A 20,339-nucleotide genomic window follows, 5' to 3' on the forward strand; every position below is an offset into this window, starting at 1 on the left:
GCCGTCCTGGTTCATACGGTGATCAGGTCCGTGAGCGCGGCGAAGGTCTTCTCGCCGATCCCGGTCACATTGCGCAGGTCGTCGATGCTCGCGAATCTGCCCTCCGCCGCGCGGTAGTCGAGGATGTGCTGGGCCATAACCGGTCCGATCCGAGGCAGTGTGTCGAGGTCCGCCAACGTGGCCGTGTTGAGGTCGACTTTCGCCGCCGCACCCCCGTTTCCGGTTCCCGGTGCGCCGCCGGGCGTCCCGGCGCCTCCGGCCTGCGCCCCGGCAGGCGGACCGGGCACGACCTCGCCGTGCGCCGGAACGTAGAGCTGCTCGCCGTCGGCGACGAGTCTGGCCAGATTGAGGCCGGCCTCGTCTGCGGTGGGCAGCAGACCGCCAGCGGCGGCGACCACGTCGATGACCCTGGCACCCTCGTGCACTTCGAAAAGACCGGGATGCGCGACGGCACCCAGCACGTGCACAAACACTCCGGGCGCTTCCGCTTCGCCGGTCGGCGCACCGGTGCCGCGCGGGTCGGCCTGTGCTTCCGGGGTCGCGCCGGTGGGCGGACCCGCTGTCTGGCTCGCAGTCGCGTCGTCCACCAGCGGGTCCGCGCCCGGATTCGCCGGTACCGCAACGCTGTGGCCGACCTGCCCGATGGCGGTCACGGTCACGCTGATGCCGAGCGCCGCGAGCAACAGGACGATGGCCGCGCCCACCCCGACGCGTATCCGGGTGCGGCCGGGGCCGGCCGACAGGGCCCCTGGCCTCCCAGAGCGCGGGCGGGATGACGGCGTCAAACTGGCGAACGGGTCAAAATCCATGCGGACAGGCTAAACAGCGCCGCCGCTCGCACCGGTTCCGTGAGGAATCTGTGTCGGGGCGACTACCGGCCAGCCTGTGGAGGAACCCACCGCGGGGCGCCGGGGTTTTAGAGCCGGTCCGCGTTGTGGTGGTTACAGCGCTCCGCCCCGCGCACCGGCCCTCAGGGGAACCTGTGCGCGGGGCGGAGCCGGGCCCGCCTGTGGAGGCGGGGCGTGCGGCCTAAGCGGCGGGCTTGGTGACGATGCTCACCATCCGGGGCGCCCGCACGATCACCTTGATGATCTCGCGGTCGCCGATCGAACGGATCGCGGCGGCCGATGCACGGGCGAGGGCCTCGAGATCGTCGCTGCTGATCTTCGGGGAAACCTCGAGGCGGTCGCGCACCTTGCCGTCGACCTGCACCACCGCGGTCACCGACTCGGCGACCAGGAGGCTGCGGTCGGGCTTCCGCCACAGGGCGAGCGCGACGCACGGTTCGTAGCCGAGCCGCTCCCACATGTCTTCGGCCGTGTACGGGGAGAACAGGTTCAACGCCATCGCGGTGACCTCGGCGGCTTCGCGCACGGCGGCATCGGCCGGTCCGGCACCGGTATCGATCACCTTGCGGGTCGCGTTGACGAGCTCCATCATTCGCGCCACGACGACGTTGAACTTGAACGACTCGATCAGCGAAGGGGCGTCGGCCAGGAACCGGTGGGTGACGCGGCGCAGGGCAACGTCCCCGGTCTTCCACTCCACATCCGGGGCGCTGGTGACGTCGCGCGCGACGCGCCAGGCACGGGCCAGGAACTTCGCCGAACCGACCGGGGACACGTCGGCCCAGTCGATGTCGTCTTCGGGCGGGCCGGCGAACGCCATGGTCAACCGGACGGCGTCGACGCCGTACTTGTCGACCTCCTCCGTGAAATAGACCAGGTTGCCCTTGCTCTTGGACATCTTGGCACCGTCGAGGATGACCATGCCCTGGTTCAGCAGAGCCGTGAACGGTTCGGTGAAGGTGACGTAGCCGAGGTCGAAGAGCACCTTGGTGATGAAGCGGGCGTAGAGCAGATGCAGGATGGCGTGCTCGACGCCTCCGACGTACTGGTCGACGGGGGCCCACTTGTCGGCTTCCTTCGGGTCGAACGCCTTGGTGTCGTCGGTGGGGTTGAGGAAGCGCAGGAAATACCAGGAGCTGTCCACGAAGGTGTCCATGGTGTCGGCGTCGCGCTTGGCCGGGGTACCGTCAATCGGGTTCACGACGTTCACCCAGTCCGCGGCACCACCGAGCGGGGAGGTGCCCTTGGGCTTGAGGTCGAGGCCGTCAGTGGGCGGCAGCAGCACCGGCAGCTGGTCTTCAGGCACCGGGATCTCGGTGCCGTCTTCGCCGTGAATGATCGGGATCGGGGTTCCCCAGTAGCGCTGGCGGGAGATCAGCCAGTCGCGCAGGCGGTAGTTCTTGGCCGCCCGCCCGGTGCCGTCGGCGACGAGCTTGTCGATCATCCGCTTGATGGCGTTGGCCTTGGTGAGGCCGTTGAGGGCCCCGGAGTTGACCAGGCGGCCGTCGCCGGTGAGCGCGACGCCGGTCTGGGCGGGGTCGAGGGCGTCGGAGTCGAGGGACGGCAGTTCTTCGGAGCCGTCCAGCATCCCCGGGGTGATCACCGGGATGACACCGGTGACCGGCGCCGTGGTGTCCACGACGACGCGTACCGGCAGGTCGAACCGCAGGGCGAAGTCGAGGTCGCGCTGGTCGTGGGCCGGAACCGACATCACGGCGCCGTGACCGTAGTCGGCCAGCACGTAGTCCGCGGCCCAGATCGGCAGGCGCTCACCGTTGGCGGGGTTGATCGCGTACCGTTCGAGGAAGACGCCGGTCTTCTCCCGGTCGGTGGCCTGGCGTTCGATCTCTGTGCTGTTCTGCACCTGCACCAGGTACGCCGCGAAGCGCTCGCGTACCTCGGGTGAGGCGTCGGCGACGAGGTCGGCGGCCAGGTCGGCGTCGGGGGCGACGACCATGAACGTGGCACCGAAGAGGGTGTCCGGGCGGGTCGTGAAGACGCTGACCGGCTCCGCGCGACCTTCGATAGTGAAGTCGACGTCGGCGCCGATGGAGCGGCCGATCCAGTTGCGCTGCATGTTCAGGACCTTGGCCGGCCAGGTGCCCTCGAGCTGGTTGAGGTCATCGAGCAAGCGGTCGGCGTAGTCGGTGATCTTGAAGTACCACTGGGTGAGCTTCTTCTTCACCACGACGGCGCCGCTGCGTTCGCTGGTGCCGTCGGCGAGCACCTGCTCGTTGGCGAGCACGGTCTGGTCGATCGGGTCCCAGTTGACCCAGCTGTCCTTGCGGTAGGCCAGGCCCTTCTTGTACAGCTGCAGGAACAGCCACTGGTTCCACTTGTAGTACTCGGGGTCGCTGGTGTGCAGCTCGCGGGACCAGTCGAAGGATGCCGCGTAGAGCTTCATGCTCTTCTTCTGCTGCGCGATGTTGTCGTAGGTCCAGCCGCGCGGGTCGATGCCGCGCTTGATGGCGGCGTTCTCGGCGGGCAGGCCGAAGGAGTCCCAGCCGATCGGGTGCAGCACGTTGAAGCCCTGCTGGCGCCAGTAGCGAGCGACGATGTCGCCGAGCGCGTACACCTCGGCGTGGCCCATGTGCAGGTCGCCGGACGGGTACGGGAACATGTCCAGCACGTACTTGCGCGGCCGGGTGTCGTCGGGGTCGCTGGTGCGGAACGGCTCCAGCTCGTCCCAGATCGGCGCCCACTTCGCCTGGATGGCGGCGAAGTCGTAACCGTCTTCGTCCTCGGGGCCGTTGGACATGGTGTCGTGCTCGTGTGCCACGTGACTCTCATTCATTGTGGTGAGGTGGCGTTCTGCACAGCGGGTATGTACCCCGTTGGCGACGCCCAAGCTCCTAGGTTACTAAACCCTGGCCATCCGCCGGGTCCGGCGCCGCGGCGGAGGCCAGGATCGCGCCGATCAGGGCCCTGGCTTTGATTCGGGTCTCCTCGATTTCCTCGTCGGCCACCGACAGAGCGGTGATCCCACCGCCGGTCCCGATGGAGGCGCCGGCCGGGCCGAGCACGATACTGCGGATGACCATGGCCAGATCGACGGCGCCGTCACAACCGAGGTAGCCGAACGCGCCGGCGTAGACGCCGCGCTCGCCGCCCTCGAGCCCCCGGAGGATACTCATGGCGCTGGTCTTGGGCGCCCCGGTCATCGATCCGGCTGGGAAGCAGGCCTCGATGGCGTCGACCGGCGTCAGGCCGGGCGCGAGGCGCGCCTCGACCGTGCTGACCAGCTGATGCACGTGCGGGTAGCTTTCCACCTGCAGCAGCGACGTCACGGCGACAGTGCCGAGCGCGGCGACGCGGCCCAGGTCGTTGCGCATGAGGTCGACGATCATGAGGTTCTCCGCCCGCTCCTTGTCGCTGGCGAGCAGCTCCGAGGCCAGCATCCGGTCGGTTGCCGGGTCGAGGGACCGGGGCCTGGTGCCCTTGATGGGGCGGGTGCGCACCCTCCCCCGCGGGCTCACGGAGAGGAATTCCTCCGGCGAGGCGCTCAACAGCGCATGCGCGCCGAATCTGAGCAGACCGCCGTGGTGGCTCGGGCTCCCGACGCGCAGCGCGCTGTAGACATCGAGGGGGTCGAAGCGGCCGCTGACGGTGACTTCGTTGGTGAGGCAGAGCTGGTAGGCGTCGCCCGCCGCGATGCGCTCCTGACAGGCGCCGATCAGCCGGGTGTACTGCGCCCTGTCATGCCGCCAGCGCACCTCGGGCGGCGCGGCGGGTGTCTGCGGCCGGTGGGCCGCGACGGGTGCGCCAGCCAGCCGGGCGTCGAAACGGCGGGCGGTGTCGAGCAGCCAGTCCTCGACGTCGTTCCCCGGCTCCCCCGCCGCCGCGCGGGCCAGCAGCGTGACGGTGCGCGCAGCGTGGTCGAAGGCGATGGCTCGGTCCACACAAAGCAGCGCTGCGTCAGGCGCCGCGTCGGGCGCCGGGCCGACCGCGAGGCTGTCGGACGCCTCCCCCGACCTGACCAGTCCGTAGCCGAACCAGCCCACCCAGCCGAGCCGGAAACCGACGTCGTCCCTGGCGTCGGCTGAGGCTGCCTCGGCGCCAACCGGTTCCGACCGAAGGAAGTCGAAGACGGTGCTGACCGACGTGACGGGTGCCGTAGCGGGGTCCATCGGCCGGGAGCAGGTTACGGTGCCGGCGCGGGCCGATGCAGTAACGAACCGCGAGCCGTGGTGCGCGGCGGCGAGGTAGCTCACCCCGGTGCTCGCGCCGGCCCCGGCATCCAGCCAGACGGCGTACGGCGACTCCGCGTACAGCAGGTCGAAGGCATCGGCAGGGTCAAGCCAGTGCGGCAGCGAAACCGAGCGCAACGCCTCTGAGTGCACCGGGAGGCCCCGGTCGGGGCGGCTGGAGGTGGTCGGCACCCGTCCAGCCTAGGGTGCGGCAGGCCCTGGTCCCCGGGATGCGCGGGTCAACCGAGTCGCCAGGGGAAGATGCCGTGGGTGACAACGGCCACGAGGAGTCCCCACAGGGTGCCGATGGCGAGGGCGACAACGATCCTCACGGTGCGCGGCTTGAGCCAGGCGATAAGCGCGAAGGGAACGGTCATGACCACGGCGGCGAAGATGCACGCGCGGACCGCGAGTCCGGCATCACTCGTATCGAGTCCGTAACCGCCACCGCTGCAGCCGCTGATCCCGCACCATGAAATTCCGGCCACTGCGGCTGCCGGCAGGCTGATGAGGATGACCACGGGGACGGCCCACAGCAGGTGCAGTGCCTGGCGCGATTGCAACCCGTTGGTCACATACCGGGACCGGCCGGAATTCCCGATTTTGGTCACTGTTCAGTGTCGCGCTTCGCGGCCGGTCGTCACCAGGGCCCAGAACACGGGCCAGCACCGCCGACGCGGCACACAACACGAGTTCGCAGACACGCTTTAGGCTGGCGGGGTGAACGACGTACTCAACTGGATCCTGGATGCCGTGAGCGCCGTCGACCCCGTCGTGCGCACCCTTCTCGCGGGTGTGGGGATGCTCCTGGAAACCTCCGTGCTGATCGGGTTGGTCGTTCCCGGCGACACCATCGTGATCGTGGCCAGCACCGCGGTGGAGGGCCCCGTCGAATACATCGCCCTGGTGTTGGCGGTCATCCTGGGTGCGCTGGTCGGCGAGAGCATCGGCTTTTACCTGGGACGCCGGTTCGGACCCTGGATCCGGCGCAGCTGGCTGGGCCGGCGGATCGGGGAGAAGAATTGGGCAGCCGCGGAGCGCTATCTCGCCCGGCGGGGCGGTATCGCCGTGTTCCTCTCGAGGTTCCTGCCGGTGCTGCACTCTGTCATCCCGCTCACCGTGGGCATGAGCACCATGCGGTACCGCACCTTCCTGACCTGGACCGTGCCCGCCTGTGTGCTCTGGACCGTGGCCTACGTGAGCGTCGGCGCCGCCGCGGCCGAGGGCTACCGCAGCATCTCAGACCAGTTGCACTTCGCGGGCTACCTCTTCGTCGGGGCGATCGCGGCGTTCGGTGTCGTCGTGGTCGTCATCAAACGGTGGCTGAAGCGCCGGGAAGCCCGGTTCATGGAGCGAGAGCTTCCCCCGGAGTAGCCTCCAGCTGGAGTCCGGACCCGGCCGTGAGCGTCAGAGTGCGAGTGATCAGCTCCGCGGGCACCGGCGTGTGGGAGATAAGCAGCACCGCCCGGCCGGCGCCGGCCGCCGCCGACAGGATGTCCCGCACGAGAGTGTCGCCGAGGCCGGTGTCTACGTTGGCCGTGGGCTCATCGACGATGAGGACCGGGAAGTCGGCCAGCAGCGCCCTGGCCAGGGCTATCCGCTGGGCCTGGCCGCCGGAGACGAGGGCCCCGCGCTCGCCCACCCGGGCATCCAGGCCGCCGCGCCGGCGAACCCAGTCGGCGAGCCCGACCCGGGCGAGCACGTCGAGAAGGTCATCGTCGGTGGCGGTGTCCCGCGCGAAGAGCAGGTTCTGCCGTACGGTGTCGTCGAACAGCCACGGTCGTTGCTCGCACAGTCCCACGATCCGCCGCACCTCGGCCGGAGCCAGGTCTCTGGCTTCGACGCCGTTGACCCCGTATGACCCTGTGTAGTCGAGGAAACGCACCAAGGTCTGCGCGAGGGTGGTCTTGCCCGCTCCACTGGCCCCCGCCAGGTGGACGCGGTCGCCGGCGTTCAGCCGTAGCGTCACCCCGGCCAGCGCGGGATGATCTGTTCCCGGCCAGCTGGCTCCCAGCGCCGTGAGCTCAATGAGCGGGTTGCCGGTCTGAGGCACGACGGCGGTCGGCTCTGACGCCTCTCGCAGGGCGACATCCGACGGGATTTCGGCTGGAATCGTCTCAGGCACCGCCGTCGCCACCCGCTCAGCACTGGAGCGGACCTGGCGCCAGGCACTGATGGCCGGGGGGATCATGGCGAAGACCTCGAACACTGCCATGGGAATCAGCACGACCACGGCGAGGGCGGGGCCGGACACGCCGCCGGAGCCCAGGGCCGGGATTGCCGCAATGAGTGCGAGCACGGTCGCGGCGCCGGCGCACAGTGAGATCACGGCGGCCTGCACTCCGGCTCCCGTTGAGCTGCGGAGCGACGCCGTCCGCAGCCTGTTCTCCACCGCTGCGAGTTCGGTCAGTCGGGTCTCGAGGGCGCCGAAGGCCGTGAGCACGTCGAGGTTCTCGACGACCTCGAGCACCTCGTCGGCCAGGGCACCTCGAAGCGGTGCCAGGTCGCGCTCGGAGCGGGCCGACAGCGCCGCTGTCGCGAGGGTGCCGACGATGCCGGCCACGATCAGGCACACCATCAGGATGAGCCCCGCCGACGGCAGCACCCACCAGACCCCGACGACGCTGAGAACGGCCACCAGGCCCGAGGTCGCCAGGGGCTGCACTACCCGCAGCGGCAGGTCCTGCAGGTCGTCGACATCGCGCACCAGCCGGGTCAGTAGGTCGCCCCTCCTGGTGCCGGCGAGTCCGGCGGGGGCCAGGGGCAGCAGACGGGCGAAGATCCCCAGCCGCAGTTCTCCGAGCTGGCGGAACGCCGCATCGTGGCTGAGCAGTCGCTCCAGATAGCGGAGCGCCGCGCGGGACAGGGCGAACGCGCGTACACCGACGACGGCCAGGCCGAGGAACAGGATCGGTGGCATTTCGGCGGCGCGGGTGATGAGCCACGCCGAGCAGGCCAGGAGCGCCACCGCACTGGCGGCGCTGCCCACCCCGGCCGCGAGGCCGGGCAGGCTGCGGCGTGCCGGCGGTTGGGCGAGTCTGAGCACGGACCGGGTCGCCGTGGACACACCCAATGCGAAGGGTGAACGTCGATCAGACATGGGCGACCTCGTTCAGGTGGACGACGTGGTCGGCGGCGGACACGAAGGCCGGGCGATGACTCACGACGATGACGATGCGGCCCTGTCCGGCCAACCGGCGCAGTCCCACGATGAGGGCCTGTTCCGACGTCGTGTCGAGAGCCGAACTCGGCTCGTCGAGCACGAGGACCGGACAGTCCAGGGAGATGCATCGGTAGATGGCCCTCGCGGCGGCGACCCGCTGGGATTGACCGCCGGACAGTCCGGCCCCGTTGACACCCAGGCGCAGTGCGGGATCCAGATCGCCGGCGCCCGCCCACCGCAGCGCGGTGGTGACCAGGGCATCGTCGGTGACGTCTGCGCCGAGGGCGACGTTGCTCGAGATACTGCCGGAAAATAGGCCGGCGCGTTGCCCGGACCAGGCGAGCCAATGCCGGCTGTCGTCGGGGAGCACGGCCCTGGCGCCGAGGAACAGCCTGCCGTCGTACGGAATGAAGCCCTGAAGGGCACCGATCAGGGTGGACTTGCCCACGCCGCTCGGGCCGCTGAGCACACTGAGCTGCCCGGCGGCGAAGTCAGCGCGGAGACTGTCGATAATCGTGGCGTCGCCGCGGCGGATGGTCACCGCGTCGAAGAGGAGGGTGTCGACACTGTCGACGTTGTGGGGCGTTGCGGGAACAGTCGCGCCGGCCGTCCCTTCCGAACCGACCCGGGGCATACGGTCCGGGAGGTCGTCGTTTTCCAGGATGGCGAACACCTCTTCGGCCGCGGCGAGGCCGTCGGCCGCAGCGTGGAACTGTGCGCCGACCTGTCGCACCGGCAGGAAGGCTTCCGGCGCCAGCAGCAGCACGAACAGGCCCACACCCAGCAGCAACGACCCGTCGACGAGCCGCAGTCCGATGGACACGGCGATCAGGGCCACCGAGAGGCTGCCGGCGAGCTCCAGCGCGAATCCGCTGAGGAACGAGACCCGCAGCACCTTCATGGTGCGGCCCCGGTACTCGTCGGTGAGGTTGCCCAGGCGGGCGGCTTGGCGGCGGTCCCGACCGAAGATCTTCAGGGTGGCCAGGCCGCCGACCACGTCGAGGAAACCCGCCGACAGCCGTTGCAGGGCATCCCATTGCTGACGTTGCACGACCTGGGTGGCCTGGCCGATCAGGATCATGAACACGGGGATGAGCGGAAGAACGATGATCACCGTGATGCCGCTGGCCGGGTCCTGCCAGAGCATCACCAGCACCAGGATCGGCGTGGCGATGGCCGTCAACAGCAGTTGGGGCAGGTACCTCGCGAAGTAGTTGTCGAGTGCGTCCAATCCGCTGGTGACCACTGTCGCAACCCGGGCGGACTGCTGGCCGGCCAGCCAGTCCGGTCCTCGCTCAGCCAGCCGGCGAAGAACCGCGGTGCGCAGCTGACTCTTCACGGCTGCGGCCCCCCGGCTGGCGGCGACCTCGAGAAGCCACACCAGTGTGGCGCGCAGGATGACCACGGCGGCCAGCGCGGCGACGGTGCTGCTGAGCGACTCCAGCGACTCGCCGCTGACCGCGAGCGTGATGCTCTGGCTCAGGAACCAGGCGAACGCGACGATGGTGAGGGTCTGGGCCAGGCCCAGAACCGCACCGACGAGGAGGAACCACCGGGCTGCGGAGGCATGGGTGAGAAGCCGAGGATCGAGGGGACGCATCCGTTTTAGTGTACGGCGGCTTCGATGTGCGACCGGCTGATCCGCTTGCGGAACACCCAGTAGGTCCACCCCTGGTAGCCCAGGATCACGGGGGCCGCGATCAGCGCGGTCCAGCTCATCACCTGCAGCGTGTACGGCGTGGACGAAGCGTTCTCGATGGTCAGGCTGTTGGCCACATCGTTGCTGGCCGGCATCACATCAGGGAACAGCGACGCGAACAGGGTCAGCACGGCGAAACCGATGGTGACGGCCATGAGGCCGAACGCGGTGCGCTCGTTGCCGCGCAGGTTGGCCAGGTACGCGGTGATCAGGGCCACGGCCGCGACGGCGGCGAGGATGCCGGAGGCGAGGGTGCCGTAGGCGAGCGTTGTCCAGACCAGGAAGGTCGCTGCCACGACGATGGTGACCAGCCCCGACTTGATCGCCAGGGCGCGGGCCCGCACCCGGATGTCGCCCTCGGTCTTGGTGGAGACGAAGATCACGCCGTGCGTGAAGAAGAGCAGCAGCGTGGTGAGGCCCGCGAGCAACGCGTAGGGGTTGAGCAGATCGAAGAAGCTGCCGATGTAGTTGAAGTTCTCATCCAGCGGCACGCCGCGGACGACGTTGCCGAAGGCCACACCCCAGAGCAGGGCGGGCACGGCCGAACCGACCACGATCATGGTGTCGAAGGACTTCTTCCACTTCAGCTCGGGCCGCTGGTGCCGGTACTCGAACGACACGCCCCGGGCGATCAAGGCCAACAGGATGAGCAGCAACGCCAGGTAGAAGCCGCTGAACATCGTGGCGTACCACTCGGGGAACGCGGCGAACAGCGAGGCGCCGGCCACGATGACCCAGGTCTCGTTGAGGTCCCAGACCGGGCCGATGGTGTTGATCAGGACGCGGCGGTCGGTGTCGTCCTTGCCGAGGAACGGCAGGGACATGCCCACCCCGAAGTCGAACCCGTCGAGGACGAAGTAGCCGATGAACATCGCGGCGATGATCCAGAACCACAGGATATTGAGTTCCATGGTGAGCTCCTAGTAGACCGTGGTCGTGTGCTTGATTTCGCCGGACACCGGGTCCGGCGCCGGAGCGTCGTCCGGCCCCTTCTGGACCGCCTTGAGGATCAGGCGGAATTCCACCACGGCGAGGGCGCCGTAGAGCAGGGTGAAGGCGATCAGAGAAATGAGGATCTCGAGCCCGCTGACGTTCGGCGAGACACCGTCTGCGGTTTTGAGGAGGCCGAAGACCAGCCACGGTTGCCGGCCCATCTCGGTGAAGACCCAGCCCACACTCATGGCCAGCAACGACATCGGGAAGGACCAGATCGCGATCTTCCACATCCAGGTCTTCGGGCTCCGTCCCTTGCGGGTGAACCAGAGGCCGGCGACGGCGACGAGGATGTGGGCGATGCCGAGTCCGATCATCCACCGGAACGACCAGTAGGTGACCCAGATGATCGGCGCGTAGTCGCCGGGACCGTAGAGCTGCACGTACTGCTCCTGGAGGTTGTTGATGCCCTCCACCGTGCCGTCGAAGGTGTGCGTGGACAGGAACGACAGCAGGTACGGGATGCGCACGGAGAAAAGTTCACTGACACCGTCGGGGGTGCCGAGGGTGAAGATCGAGAAGGAGGCCTCGGCGCCGGTGGCCGTGTTGTACATGGCCTCGGCCGCGGCCATCTTCATCGGCTGCGCCGCCACCATCGCCAGGCTCAGCTGGTCGCCCATCAGGGTGGTGAGGGCTCCGGAGATGACCATCATCCAGAGGCCGAACTTGAGCGCGGGCCGCATGGTCTCGAGGTGTTGATTGCGGGACAGGTGCCAGGCGGCGACCGAGATGATCAGGCCGGCGGAGACCATGAAGCAGGCGAAGATCGTGTGCGGGAAGGCCGCGAGGGCGATCGGGTTGGTGAGCAGCTCGCCGATGCTGGTGAGCTCGGCCCGACCCTTTTCCTCGTTGATCTGGTACGCGACAGGATTCTGCATGAAGGCGTTCGCGGCGATGATGAAGTACGCCGACGCGATGCTGCCCACCGTGGTGAGCCAGATGGTGGCCAGGTGCAGGCCCTTGGGCAGTTTGTCCCAGCCGAAGATCCACAGGCCGATGAAGGTGGCCTCGAGGAAGAAGGCGGTGATGCCCTCAAAGGCCAAGGGCGCTCCGAAGACGTCGCCGACGAACCGGGAGTAGTCCGACCAGTTCATGCCGAACTGGAACTCCTGCACGATGCCGGTCACGACGCCCATGGCGAAGTTGATCAGGAAGATCTTGCCGAAGAAGTGGGTCAGTTGGAGGTACATGGCCTTGTTGGTGCGGTACCAGGCGGTCTGGAAGATCGCCACCGTCGTGACCAGGCCGATGGTCAGTGGTACGAACAGGAAGTGGTAGATCGTCGTCAGGCCGAACTGCCAGCGCGACAGGAGTAACGGGTCAAGCCACTCGTTCATTTGCCCTCCAAGACGGTTTTTCTACGTGTCGTAGAAGACTACTATTCTACGTTCGGTAGAAAGCGCCGTTTCGCTTGGTAAAGTTTCCTCATGGGAAGTCTGGGCGTGCTCGAGCGAATGTTGATGGACCTGCTCTGGTCTGCCGACGCTCCCCTGACCGCCAACGAACTGCGTGATGCTCTGCTCGATCCCGCCGCCACCGGCGCGAAGCCCCTCGCAACGACGACGGTGCTCACCGTGCTGTCGCGCTTGGAGAGCAAGGGCTTCGTCACTCGCGACCGCGATAGCCGGCCGCACGGGTACACGGCAGTGAGCTCCCGGGCACAGCACACCGCCGAGCTCATGCACGAGGTTCTGGGCACGACGAGCGACCGCACGGCGACGCTGGCCCGGTTCATCGGCAACGTCAGCCCGCAGGAGGCGCAGACCCTGCGCGCCCTGCTCGAGAGCATCGGCCCGTCGCCGGAGTGACGATGGCCGTCATCCCCGGCACGAGCCTGTCGGCCCTGGCCGGGTAGCGCGCCGTGCTCAACACCGCACTGGCCCTGATGGCGCTGGCCGTACTCCTGGCCTGGCCCGTTCCGATTCTCCTTGCCGGGGCAGACTGGCCGCCTCGCGCGCCCGGCCTGGCCCTCGCCCTGTGGCAGGCGATCGCTCTGGCCGGTGGCATCTCGATGATCGGCTCGTTGCTGGTCTTCGGCCTGATCCCGTTCGGAGCCACCCCCGTGTCGGCCCTCGGCGCCCTCGCCGTGCACGTCGCGGCCGGCACTCTACCCGCCGGGGCCACGCTGGCGGGGGTGATGGCGCTCTGCCTGGCGTTGATCCTCGGCACCCACCTGCTGCTCAACCTCAGTGCCACGTTCATCCGCGCCGAGCGGCAGCGCCGTCGTCACCACACCCTGATCGGACTGCTCAGCGATCCGTTGCCCTTCGATACCGAGGGCACCAGGGTCATCGACCATGCCGCGCCGATCGCGTACTGCTTGCCCGGGGGCACCAGATCGGCCACGGTGTTGTCCAGAGGTCTGCTGCACCTGCTGGATGCCGACCAGCTGCGTGGCGTCGTGGCGCACGAGCGCGCCCACTTGCGTCAGCAGCACCACGTGGTATTGCTGGCGTTCAAGTCCTGGCACAGCGCCCTGCCCTGGTTCCCCATCGCCAACCGCGCCGAAAATGCGGTGGCCCTGCTGGTGGAGATGATGGCCGACGACCAGGCCAGGCAGGCTGTCGACGACCGCACCCTGGCCAGGGCGATCGCGCTCGTGGGCACCGCCCACCTGTCGGAGGTCTCCGGTACCCAGACGCCGCTCGCGGCCGCGGGCGGCCTCGATGACGTCTCCTCGGCCGACCTGGTCGGGCCGCGGGTGAGCCGTCTGCTGGGCGAGGTCCCCGGGCTGAGCACGACGGCGCGCACCCTGGTGGTCTGCACGACCGTCGCCCTGCTCCTGCTGCCCCCGGCGCTGCTGCTGACGAGCTGACGTTCGGGGGTTGCCCCCAGAACGGTCCCCGGGACGGTTCCCCGGGAACGTCTGCGCGGTTAAGCCGCAGAGGCCGGTTCGGGCCTGGCGGCGTCGAGCGGGCCCACCGCCGTGCGGGATTCGCGGAATGCCGCCCGGTACGTGAGCTGCGCGCCCACCGTCACGGCGGCGACGAGAACGGCCGTGAGAATGAGCCATCCCACCGGCGGTTGCCAACTCGGTGCCATGAACATGGCTTCGATGCCGCCATTGACCGTGACCATGTACCGCCGGAGGGTGGAGACGAAGGAGAACACCTGCCCGATCGACAAAAGAGCAAGCAGGGTGATCACGAAGCGTTTGAGGCTCGCGGAAGGCTGTGGCCGCTGATCGGAATCGTCGATCGCCAGGCCGCAGGCGACGAGCAGGCACATCATCATGGCCAGCATGTAGCGACCCTGCCAGATGCTGCCGATCGAACTGATCAGAATGGCCTGCGTGATCGCCGGCACCAGCACCATGACCAGGGCCAGGCCGAGAACGGCGAACTTTCCCCGCCGCGATCCCCAGGCCACGGCGGCGACCAGCACGGTCACGATACCGAAGCTGAACACGATGATGCTGAAGCTGGGCGACGGTGTGTCGGTCCAACCGAAGAACCCGATCAGCCCGTCGCTGAAGTCGAGCGTACGCAGCACCATCGTGAAGAACTCGATGGTCGGGCTACTCCCGGTATTGGCGGTGGGGTGCTCCGCGAAGGTGGCCAGGCCGAGGTACCACGCGACCGTCAGTCCGCTGACGAGGCCGCATGCTCCGATGGCCACCCAGGCAGCCGGTTGGCGGACCAGACCCGCCACGACACGCGGATTGGCGAACACGAGTGCCGCCCCGACGATGATCAGCACCCAGAGCAGCGAGATGCTTCGTGTGCTCAGGAGCGCCGCGGCCGTGACGACTACCAGTGCGGCGCGTTCCCACAGGAGACGTCTGGAGGCCGGTGTCTGCAGGGTGAGCACCAGGGTGGCGAACAGCGCCCCCGCTGACGCGACTTCGACGCCGTTGGGATTGATCGACCCGCCGAGATACAGCACCATCGGCGTCACCGCGACCGCGGCAGCGACGATGACCCATCGGGACCGGGGCAACTGCATCAACTGCATGAACATCACGGCCAGGGCGGCGGCGGACAGTACCGCGCTGAGCGCTCGCATCGCATACAGCGCCGGTGTCCCGTCCATCACCAGCGTCGGCAGCCCGACGATGGCGTAGTAGGCGGGGCTGTTCAGCCCGGCGGACGTTCCGGTGACCACGATGTCGGTCGGATCGCCCTCGACAGGGCGAACGCAGCCGGCAGAGATATCCGGCCGGAATTTGTAGCAGCTGAGTTCGTGGGCGTGGGCAACGGACCGCGGGACCTCAGCGCGAGCCAGCGACCGGTCCTGGTCCCAGGGCACACTCTCGATCTGTCCGCGGGCGACGGCGGCGGCGCGGATCGCATGCGACGCCTCATCGGGTGCTGACATCATCGGCGACGCCAGGGCCCACAGCAGCATCGGGGCCAGGATGACCACAAAACTGGTGACAAAGACCCGCCATCGGCGGCCGGTGCGATCCGATGGTGCCGATGACGTATCGCTGGTTGCTGCTGTCTTCATGCCGCTGCTGTGTCCGCATCTATTGAACCGTTCGGCGGGGGCGACCGCGGACGGGAGGAAAGGAATCACGGCGGGCTGCCCACGCCGCGGAAAGTTTAGCGCTCGGGTCAGAGCTCCTGGGTATCCTGCAGCCGCTCTCCGCGGCCGGTCGCGGTACCGTGCAGATCTTCGGAATCCACGCGGCTTTCCAACTCCCGGAGGCGCAGATCCTGCAATGCGGACATCTCCACGAGAGTGCGGGTCTTGCTTTCCAGATCGGTCAATTCGGCGCTGTGCTGGATACAGACGAGGAACAACACGGCGATGCTCACGAAGAAGACCAGGTTGGTCGGCACGTCCACTCCGAAGCGCGCTGCCGCCCAGATGAGAGTGTCGGGGAACACGCTGATGACAAGCGCGAGAAGGCCGGCGATGACCCACCACAGCGCGTGGCGCTCGCGCAGGCGACGTCGGCGCAGCATCTCGATCACTACGCCCAGCGTCGCGAGAGCGGCAAGGACGCCGATGATATAGGTGGAAAAGCTCACGGACTCAGGCCTCCGGTCGAAGTGGCAGCGACGGACGGATGAGTGCGAAGCACAGGGCGACGAAGGCCCGGCCGAGGTAAGCGGCGGATCGAAGCGGGTTGTGTGACGGCTGCCCCCCTGCGCGCACCCGCATGACGACAGGCACCTGTTCGATGCGGCAGCCGGCACGAGAAGCGATGACAAGGGCCTCGATGGTATCGCCCAGGTATTCCGCCGGATAGTGCGACGCGAACAGTGCGACCGCACGAGGCCCGGAGGCCTTGAACCCGGAGGTCGTATCGGTCAGCGTGGTCCGCGCGGTCCGGCTGAGAATGACGGACAGCACACGCATAGCCCATCGACGAGGTCCGCGTGCCTCGTAGTCGCCGACTCCGGCGAAGCGGGCACCGATGACCAGGTCAGCGTCATCGAGTCGCTCGAGCAGGGCCAGCACGTTCGCCGGATCATGCTGGCCATCTGAATCGATCTGAACGACATTGTCGAAGCCGTGAGCAATGGCGTACTTGAAGCCCAGTCGCATGGCACCGCCGACCCCGAGGTTGACGGGAAGCTCAGCGACGACGGCGCCGGCGCGACGGGCAAAGGCCGTCGTCTGGTCGGCCGAACCGTCATTGACCACCAGGCAGTGCACCCCCGGCAGAGCGGAGAAGACTTCACGCACGACGTCACCGACCGACTCTTCCTCGTTGAAGGCCGGCATGACGATCAGGGTGCGCGCGAGGACCGACGACATGTCCTGGGCGAGCCTCACCGGGCTGGCCCCGACCGGCGGGACCGAGACGCTCCCGAGGGAGCGGTCCCCCGGCGTGATCGCCAGGGCGTGGCCGAGAAGAGCGCGGGTGCCCCGGCGGTCCCTGGCCGTGATGGACGCGGGGATGCGGGTCACGGCGTTGAGCCGGGAAGAGTAGTGGCGCGAGGCGACCCGCGCCGCACGTTTCCACCCCATGGCGGTCATCCGCTCCGCACACTCCGCGAAGTAGCGCTGCTCTTCGACGAAGCGGGACCCGTCGTCTGCCTTCCACGAGGAGACGCTGCCGGAGTGCCGGCGATACCGGAAACTCGGCTGGTCGTCGAGCACGAGCGTGCCACCGGCTACGACGATGTCGATGAGCAGGGCGAGGTCGAGGGCGACATCGAGGTCGTCCCGGAAGCCGTGTCGGTGCAGACGTGACGTGCGCCACGCGATGGAGGGGAAGTAGGTCCAGGCGCCAGCGAGGAGACTCGATGCCAGCCGTTCTCCCGAGATCTGCGTCGCCCCGGTCACGCGCGGCCGATACCAGCCCTTGACCCGATCAGCCAGGGGCAGGACATCCTGGCCGGTGGCGTCCATGACCTGAACCCCCGGCTGAACGAAGTCCGCTTCGGGGAATTCCTCGACAAGCTGGCGAATCCGGGCCACGTAGTTGGGCAGGAGGAGGTCGTCGCATCCGACGATGGTCGTGAAATCCGCAGTGGCCAGTTCGGCGCACTTCTTGAAGTTGCCGCTCACGCCCAGATTGATCTCGTTGCGGAGGTAGACGATGCGGGGATCGTCCAGACCGGCCACCCAGGCTCCCGGGGCGGCATCCGGGTACTGGTCATCGATCACAACGAGACGCCAGTTCGGATCCGTCTGCGCCAGAACACTCTCCACGGCAAGCCGGAACAGAGCCGGATCGCCGTAGAACGGCATCATCAGGTCGACGGAAAGGGCCTGGATCGGGCGAGCGCTCGACGACGTCATGAGCGACTGACGTCTGCGCTAGGTGCGGACGCGGAAGAAGCGACGTCAGCGTCGCTGCAAACCGTGTGTTCCAGCGAAGATGTGCTTAACATTCTGATTAGGACTCTCTGGTGACTATCGATCGGATCTCCTGCGGCCCAGGGCCATGTTGCCGCGACGTTCACCCACCATTCTAACGACGGGAATTCCAAAGAGCCGCGCTGACCCGCGAGATGGGGTGCTATCGCCAGAGTGTCGTCGAGGGGGTGTAGCCGACGCGGTGTAATAGAGTACCTAAAAGTACTGAATGGCAACACGCGTTCAGCTGCTGGGGGGAGCGCGCGATTGCCTGTGGGCGGCCACCCGAATCTGACCTCTGAACGCGCTGGCCAACGTAGGGAAACGCTCATGATCCGTCTGCCGAATGTCTTACGGATGAGCGCTCGGCGCTGGACGGGATTCCTCGCGGCGATCATCGCCGTCGTGCTCATTGCCCCGCTTCTGGTGGTCGGCCAGGCGCCGTCCCGCGCGGAAGCCGCCTCGGCCGCCGACTTCAACCCCGGCAACATCATCTCTGACGCTCAGTTCTACAACTCGAAAACGATGAGCGTCGCGCAGGTGCAGGCGTTCCTCAATGCCAAGGTGCCCTCCTGCCGCTCCGGCTACACCTGCCTCAAGGACTACCGCGCAGACTCGTCCTATCAGCCGCAACGGGCCGCCGGCTGCGCCGCTTACCCCGGCCCGGCCAATCAGAGCGCTGCGGAGATCATCTGGCAGGTGTCCTCCCTCTGCGGCATCAACCCGCAGGTGATGCTGGTCCTGCTGGAAAAAGAACAGGGACTGGTGAGTGCAACCGCACCCACGTCCGGCATCTACCGCAAGGCGACGGGGTTCGGCTGCCCGGATACCGCCGACTGCGACGCCGTGTACTACGGCTTCTTCAATCAGGTTTACAACGCCGCATACCAGTACAAGAAGTACCAGGCCACACCGAGCGGACGTAACTTCCAGGCCGGCCGGACGAACACCATCCAGTGGCACCCCAACGCCGGATGCGGATCGTCACAGGTGTACATCGAGAACCAGGCCACGGCAGGCCTCTACAACTACACCCCGTATCGACCCAACAGTGCCTCGTTGGCCAACATGTACGGCACCGGCGACGGCTGTTCCACCTACGGCAACCGCAACTTCTTCCGTATTTTCACGGACTGGTTCGGCAACACCCAGGGCGGGGGCGACTTCGCTCGCACCGAATCGAACGGCACGATCTACCTGCTCTCCGGAACCACGAAGTACGCCGTTCCGTCGATGGACGTCCTGAACGGCCTCGGCGCGCTCGGCCCGTTCCGGATCGTTTCGCAGAGCTACCTCGACAGCTTCTCGACCTCGCCCCTCCTGGCGAGCACCCTGGTGCGTGACGCGGGCAGCGGCGATATCTCCCTCGTCCAAGCCGGTGTGCGGCATCGCTTCACCTCGTGTGAGCTCGTGAGCTCGTACGGATTCGCCTGTGCCGCGGCCGTCAACCTCTCCCCTGCCCAGCTGGCCAAGCTGCCGGTGGGTGGCGAGATGAGCAAGTTCTTCGTGGTCAACGATGGAACCGTCTACATGCTGTCACCGGGCGGCCGCACCGCGATCACCGCGTGGGAGACCGTCATCAGCCTCAACGGAGGCACGGTCCCCTACATCGCCACCATGAGCGCCCAGGCGGCCGCAGCGCTTCCCATCGTCCAGGCGGTGCTGGCACCGATGAGCCTGGCCAAGTCGTCCAGTTCGGCAACCGTTTACTTCATCGACGGGCTCAAGCGCAAGCTCCCGATCGCCTCGTTCGGTCTGGCGAGCGAGTTCGGTGCGAACGGCTTCAAGACCGTGCCGCAGTCCCAACTCGATACCTACTCCACGGGTGCGGCACTGACGCAGACCGTTCGGTGCGACGGCAAGGCTTACTTCGCGGCCGCCGGCACCTTGCGCGAGTTGGCGCAGGGCGCGGAAGCGGCAGGCCTGCCGGTCACCGATCTGTCGGCCGACTCGTGCGCCCGGCTGCCCCGGGGCGAAACCATTGCCGGCGCGTTGTTCGTGATCTCGCCGGAAAGCCCGACCGTCTACGGGGTCAAGGCCGGCACGGCTCGCGCCGTACCGACCTGGACCACGTTGCTCGCCTTGAACAACGGTTCCGCTCCTCAGATCGTGTGGATTTCGCAGGGCGCACGATCCGTGATCCCGCTCGCGTCCCCGTACCTGCCGGGCGCCTCGCTCGTTCGCAGCCCGGGTGACACCACGATCTACTTCGTTGACGGTGCCACCCGCAAGATCCCGGTGGCCTCGTTCACGACGACGTCGGCGTTCGGAATCAACTCGTGGTCGTACGCCACCGATGCGTCACTGGCCACCTATACCGCGGCCCCCGGGAGCCTCACGCGCGTCGTGCGGTGCAATTCCACCGAGTATTTCGCCGCGGGCGATCGAATCTACCCGCTGGCCGGTGGAGTCACTCATGGAATGCCCGTGACCGACCTGACCGGAGGAACCTGCGCTGTGCTTGCCCAGGGCGGCGGCGCACCCATCGAGCACGTCTTCGTGAAGACCTCCGACAACGGCACGGTGTACGTGGTCGAGGCCGGGACACGACGTCCGCTCGGTTCGTGGAACCAGATCGTAGCGATCAACGGCGGCAAGCAGCCGGTCATCCTGGTGGATGGCCCGGGAACGCTCAACGACATCCCGGTCGGTCCCGCCGTCTAGGGCACTGAGCACACACCCGAACACACAAG

15 protein-coding genes and 1 pseudogene are annotated in these 20,339 nt (G+C 67.6%); 4 read left to right on the forward strand and 12 right to left on the reverse strand.

Going from position 1 to position 20,339, the window contains the following annotated elements; genetic code table 11:
* Window positions 1-11: 11 nt before the first annotated feature.
* From C3B61_RS10805 to C3B61_RS10820, 4 genes are all read right to left on the reverse strand, one after another.
* Window positions 12-809: a helix-hairpin-helix domain-containing protein gene (locus C3B61_RS10805; RefSeq protein WP_103460594.1), complete on the reverse strand. Its 798-nt coding sequence runs from the start codon at window positions 807-809 to the stop codon at window positions 12-14.
* Window positions 810-1,029: 220 nt separating this feature from the next.
* Window positions 1,030-3,606 (reverse strand): leucine--tRNA ligase, encoded by a 2,577-nt coding sequence (leuS, locus tag C3B61_RS10810; RefSeq protein WP_088457983.1) that lies wholly within the window; start codon window positions 3,604-3,606, stop codon window positions 1,030-1,032.
* 94 nt (window positions 3,607-3,700) lie between these two features.
* The gene (locus tag C3B61_RS10815; RefSeq protein WP_244285911.1) at window positions 3,701-5,227 is read right to left on the reverse strand and encodes an anthranilate synthase component I family protein; all 1,527 of its coding nucleotides are present in this window, start codon (window positions 5,225-5,227) and stop codon (window positions 3,701-3,703) included.
* A 47-nt stretch (window positions 5,228-5,274) separates the two neighbouring features.
* Window positions 5,275-5,646: a hypothetical protein gene (locus C3B61_RS10820; RefSeq protein WP_103460595.1), complete on the reverse strand. Its 372-nt coding sequence runs from the start codon at window positions 5,644-5,646 to the stop codon at window positions 5,275-5,277.
* 109 nt (window positions 5,647-5,755) lie between these two features.
* Between C3B61_RS10820 and C3B61_RS10825 the strand changes: the two genes are divergently transcribed.
* Window positions 5,756-6,409 (forward strand): DedA family protein, encoded by a 654-nt coding sequence (locus C3B61_RS10825; RefSeq protein ID WP_103460596.1) that lies wholly within the window; start codon window positions 5,756-5,758, stop codon window positions 6,407-6,409.
* On the opposite strand, the gene cydC is transcribed toward C3B61_RS10825, so the two are convergent.
* From cydC to C3B61_RS10845, 4 genes are read right to left on the reverse strand one after another with little or no spacing between them, the layout of a single operon-like run.
* Window positions 6,381-8,135 carry a thiol reductant ABC exporter subunit CydC gene (cydC, locus tag C3B61_RS10830; RefSeq protein ID WP_103460597.1) on the reverse strand — a complete coding sequence of 585 codons (1,755 nt, stop codon included), beginning with the start codon at window positions 8,133-8,135 and terminating at the stop codon, window positions 6,381-6,383. The genes C3B61_RS10825 and cydC overlap by 29 nt on opposite strands.
* Window positions 8,128-9,798, reverse strand: a complete 1,671-nt coding sequence (cydD, locus tag C3B61_RS10835; RefSeq protein ID WP_103460598.1) for a thiol reductant ABC exporter subunit CydD — start codon at window positions 9,796-9,798, stop codon at window positions 8,128-8,130. Before cydD ends, cydC begins: the two co-directional genes overlap by 8 nt.
* Window positions 9,799-9,803: 5 nt before the next feature.
* Window positions 9,804-10,808 (reverse strand): cytochrome d ubiquinol oxidase subunit II, encoded by a 1,005-nt coding sequence (gene cydB, locus C3B61_RS10840; protein ID WP_088456087.1) that lies wholly within the window; start codon window positions 10,806-10,808, stop codon window positions 9,804-9,806.
* A 9-nt stretch (window positions 10,809-10,817) separates the two neighbouring features.
* Window positions 10,818-12,227, reverse strand: coding sequence for a cytochrome ubiquinol oxidase subunit I (locus tag C3B61_RS10845; protein ID WP_088456086.1), 1,410 nt, complete (start codon window positions 12,225-12,227; stop codon window positions 10,818-10,820).
* A gap of 90 nt (window positions 12,228-12,317) precedes the next feature.
* On the opposite strand from C3B61_RS10845, the gene C3B61_RS10850 reads away from it, so the two are divergent.
* Window positions 12,318-12,698 carry a BlaI/MecI/CopY family transcriptional regulator gene (locus C3B61_RS10850; protein WP_088456085.1) on the forward strand — a complete coding sequence of 127 codons (381 nt, stop codon included), beginning with the start codon at window positions 12,318-12,320 and terminating at the stop codon, window positions 12,696-12,698.
* Window positions 12,699-12,751: 53 nt separating this feature from the next.
* Window positions 12,752-13,705, forward strand: a complete 954-nt coding sequence (locus tag C3B61_RS10855; RefSeq protein WP_241990299.1) for a M56 family metallopeptidase — start codon at window positions 12,752-12,754, stop codon at window positions 13,703-13,705.
* A 59-nt stretch (window positions 13,706-13,764) separates the two neighbouring features.
* Here C3B61_RS10855 and C3B61_RS10860 read toward each other — a convergent pair whose 3' ends face one another.
* The 4 genes and pseudogenes from C3B61_RS10860 to C3B61_RS20060 all read right to left on the reverse strand — a co-directional run.
* Window positions 13,765-15,339, reverse strand: coding sequence for a DUF2142 domain-containing protein (locus C3B61_RS10860; protein ID WP_103460599.1), 1,575 nt, complete (start codon window positions 15,337-15,339; stop codon window positions 13,765-13,767).
* 107 nt (window positions 15,340-15,446) lie between these two features.
* Window positions 15,447-15,866: a DUF2304 domain-containing protein gene (locus tag C3B61_RS10865; protein ID WP_088456083.1), complete on the reverse strand. Its 420-nt coding sequence runs from the start codon at window positions 15,864-15,866 to the stop codon at window positions 15,447-15,449.
* A 4-nt stretch (window positions 15,867-15,870) separates the two neighbouring features.
* Complete coding sequence (locus C3B61_RS10870) at window positions 15,871-16,599, reverse strand: glycosyltransferase family 2 protein (RefSeq protein WP_103460663.1); 729 nt, start codon at window positions 16,597-16,599, stop codon at window positions 15,871-15,873.
* A gap of 585 nt (window positions 16,600-17,184) precedes the next feature.
* Window positions 17,185-17,589, reverse strand: a pseudogene (locus tag C3B61_RS20060) (glycosyltransferase family 2 protein); the annotation flags it as partial.
* A 414-nt stretch (window positions 17,590-18,003) separates the two neighbouring features.
* Here C3B61_RS20060 and C3B61_RS10880 point away from each other — a divergent pair.
* Complete coding sequence (locus C3B61_RS10880) at window positions 18,004-20,310, forward strand: hypothetical protein (protein WP_103460600.1); 2,307 nt, start codon at window positions 18,004-18,006, stop codon at window positions 20,308-20,310.
* Window positions 20,311-20,339 lie beyond the last annotated feature (29 nt).

The organism is Cryobacterium zongtaii, from assembly GCF_002909375.1.
GTDB lineage: Bacteria > Actinomycetota > Actinomycetes > Actinomycetales > Microbacteriaceae > Cryobacterium > Cryobacterium zongtaii.

Coding starts and splice junctions, on each gene's coding strand:
- cydD (WP_103460598.1), bottom strand. CDS start 9,798: ATGCGTCCCCTCGATCCTCGGCTTCTCACCCATGCCTCCGCAGCCCGG.
- leuS (WP_088457983.1), bottom strand. CDS start 3,606: ATGTCCAACGGCCCCGAGGACGAAGACGGTTACGACTTCGCCGCCATC.
- cydC (WP_103460597.1), bottom strand. CDS start 8,135: ATGTCTGATCGACGTTCACCCTTCGCATTGGGTGTGTCCACGGCGACC.
- C3B61_RS10850 (WP_088456085.1), top strand. CDS start 12,318: ATGGGAAGTCTGGGCGTGCTCGAGCGAATGTTGATGGACCTGCTCTGG.
- C3B61_RS10860 (WP_103460599.1), bottom strand. CDS start 15,339: ATGAAGACAGCAGCAACCAGCGATACGTCATCGGCACCATCGGATCGC.
- C3B61_RS10880 (WP_103460600.1), top strand. CDS start 18,004: ATGAGCGCTCGGCGCTGGACGGGATTCCTCGCGGCGATCATCGCCGTC.
- C3B61_RS10845 (WP_088456086.1), bottom strand. CDS start 12,227: ATGAACGAGTGGCTTGACCCGTTACTCCTGTCGCGCTGGCAGTTCGGC.
- cydB (WP_088456087.1), bottom strand. CDS start 10,808: ATGGAACTCAATATCCTGTGGTTCTGGATCATCGCCGCGATGTTCATC.
- C3B61_RS10870 (WP_103460663.1), bottom strand. CDS start 16,599: ATGTCGTCGGTCCTCGCGCGCACCCTGATCGTCATGCCGGCCTTCAAC.
- C3B61_RS10805 (WP_103460594.1), bottom strand. CDS start 809: ATGGATTTTGACCCGTTCGCCAGTTTGACGCCGTCATCCCGCCCGCGC.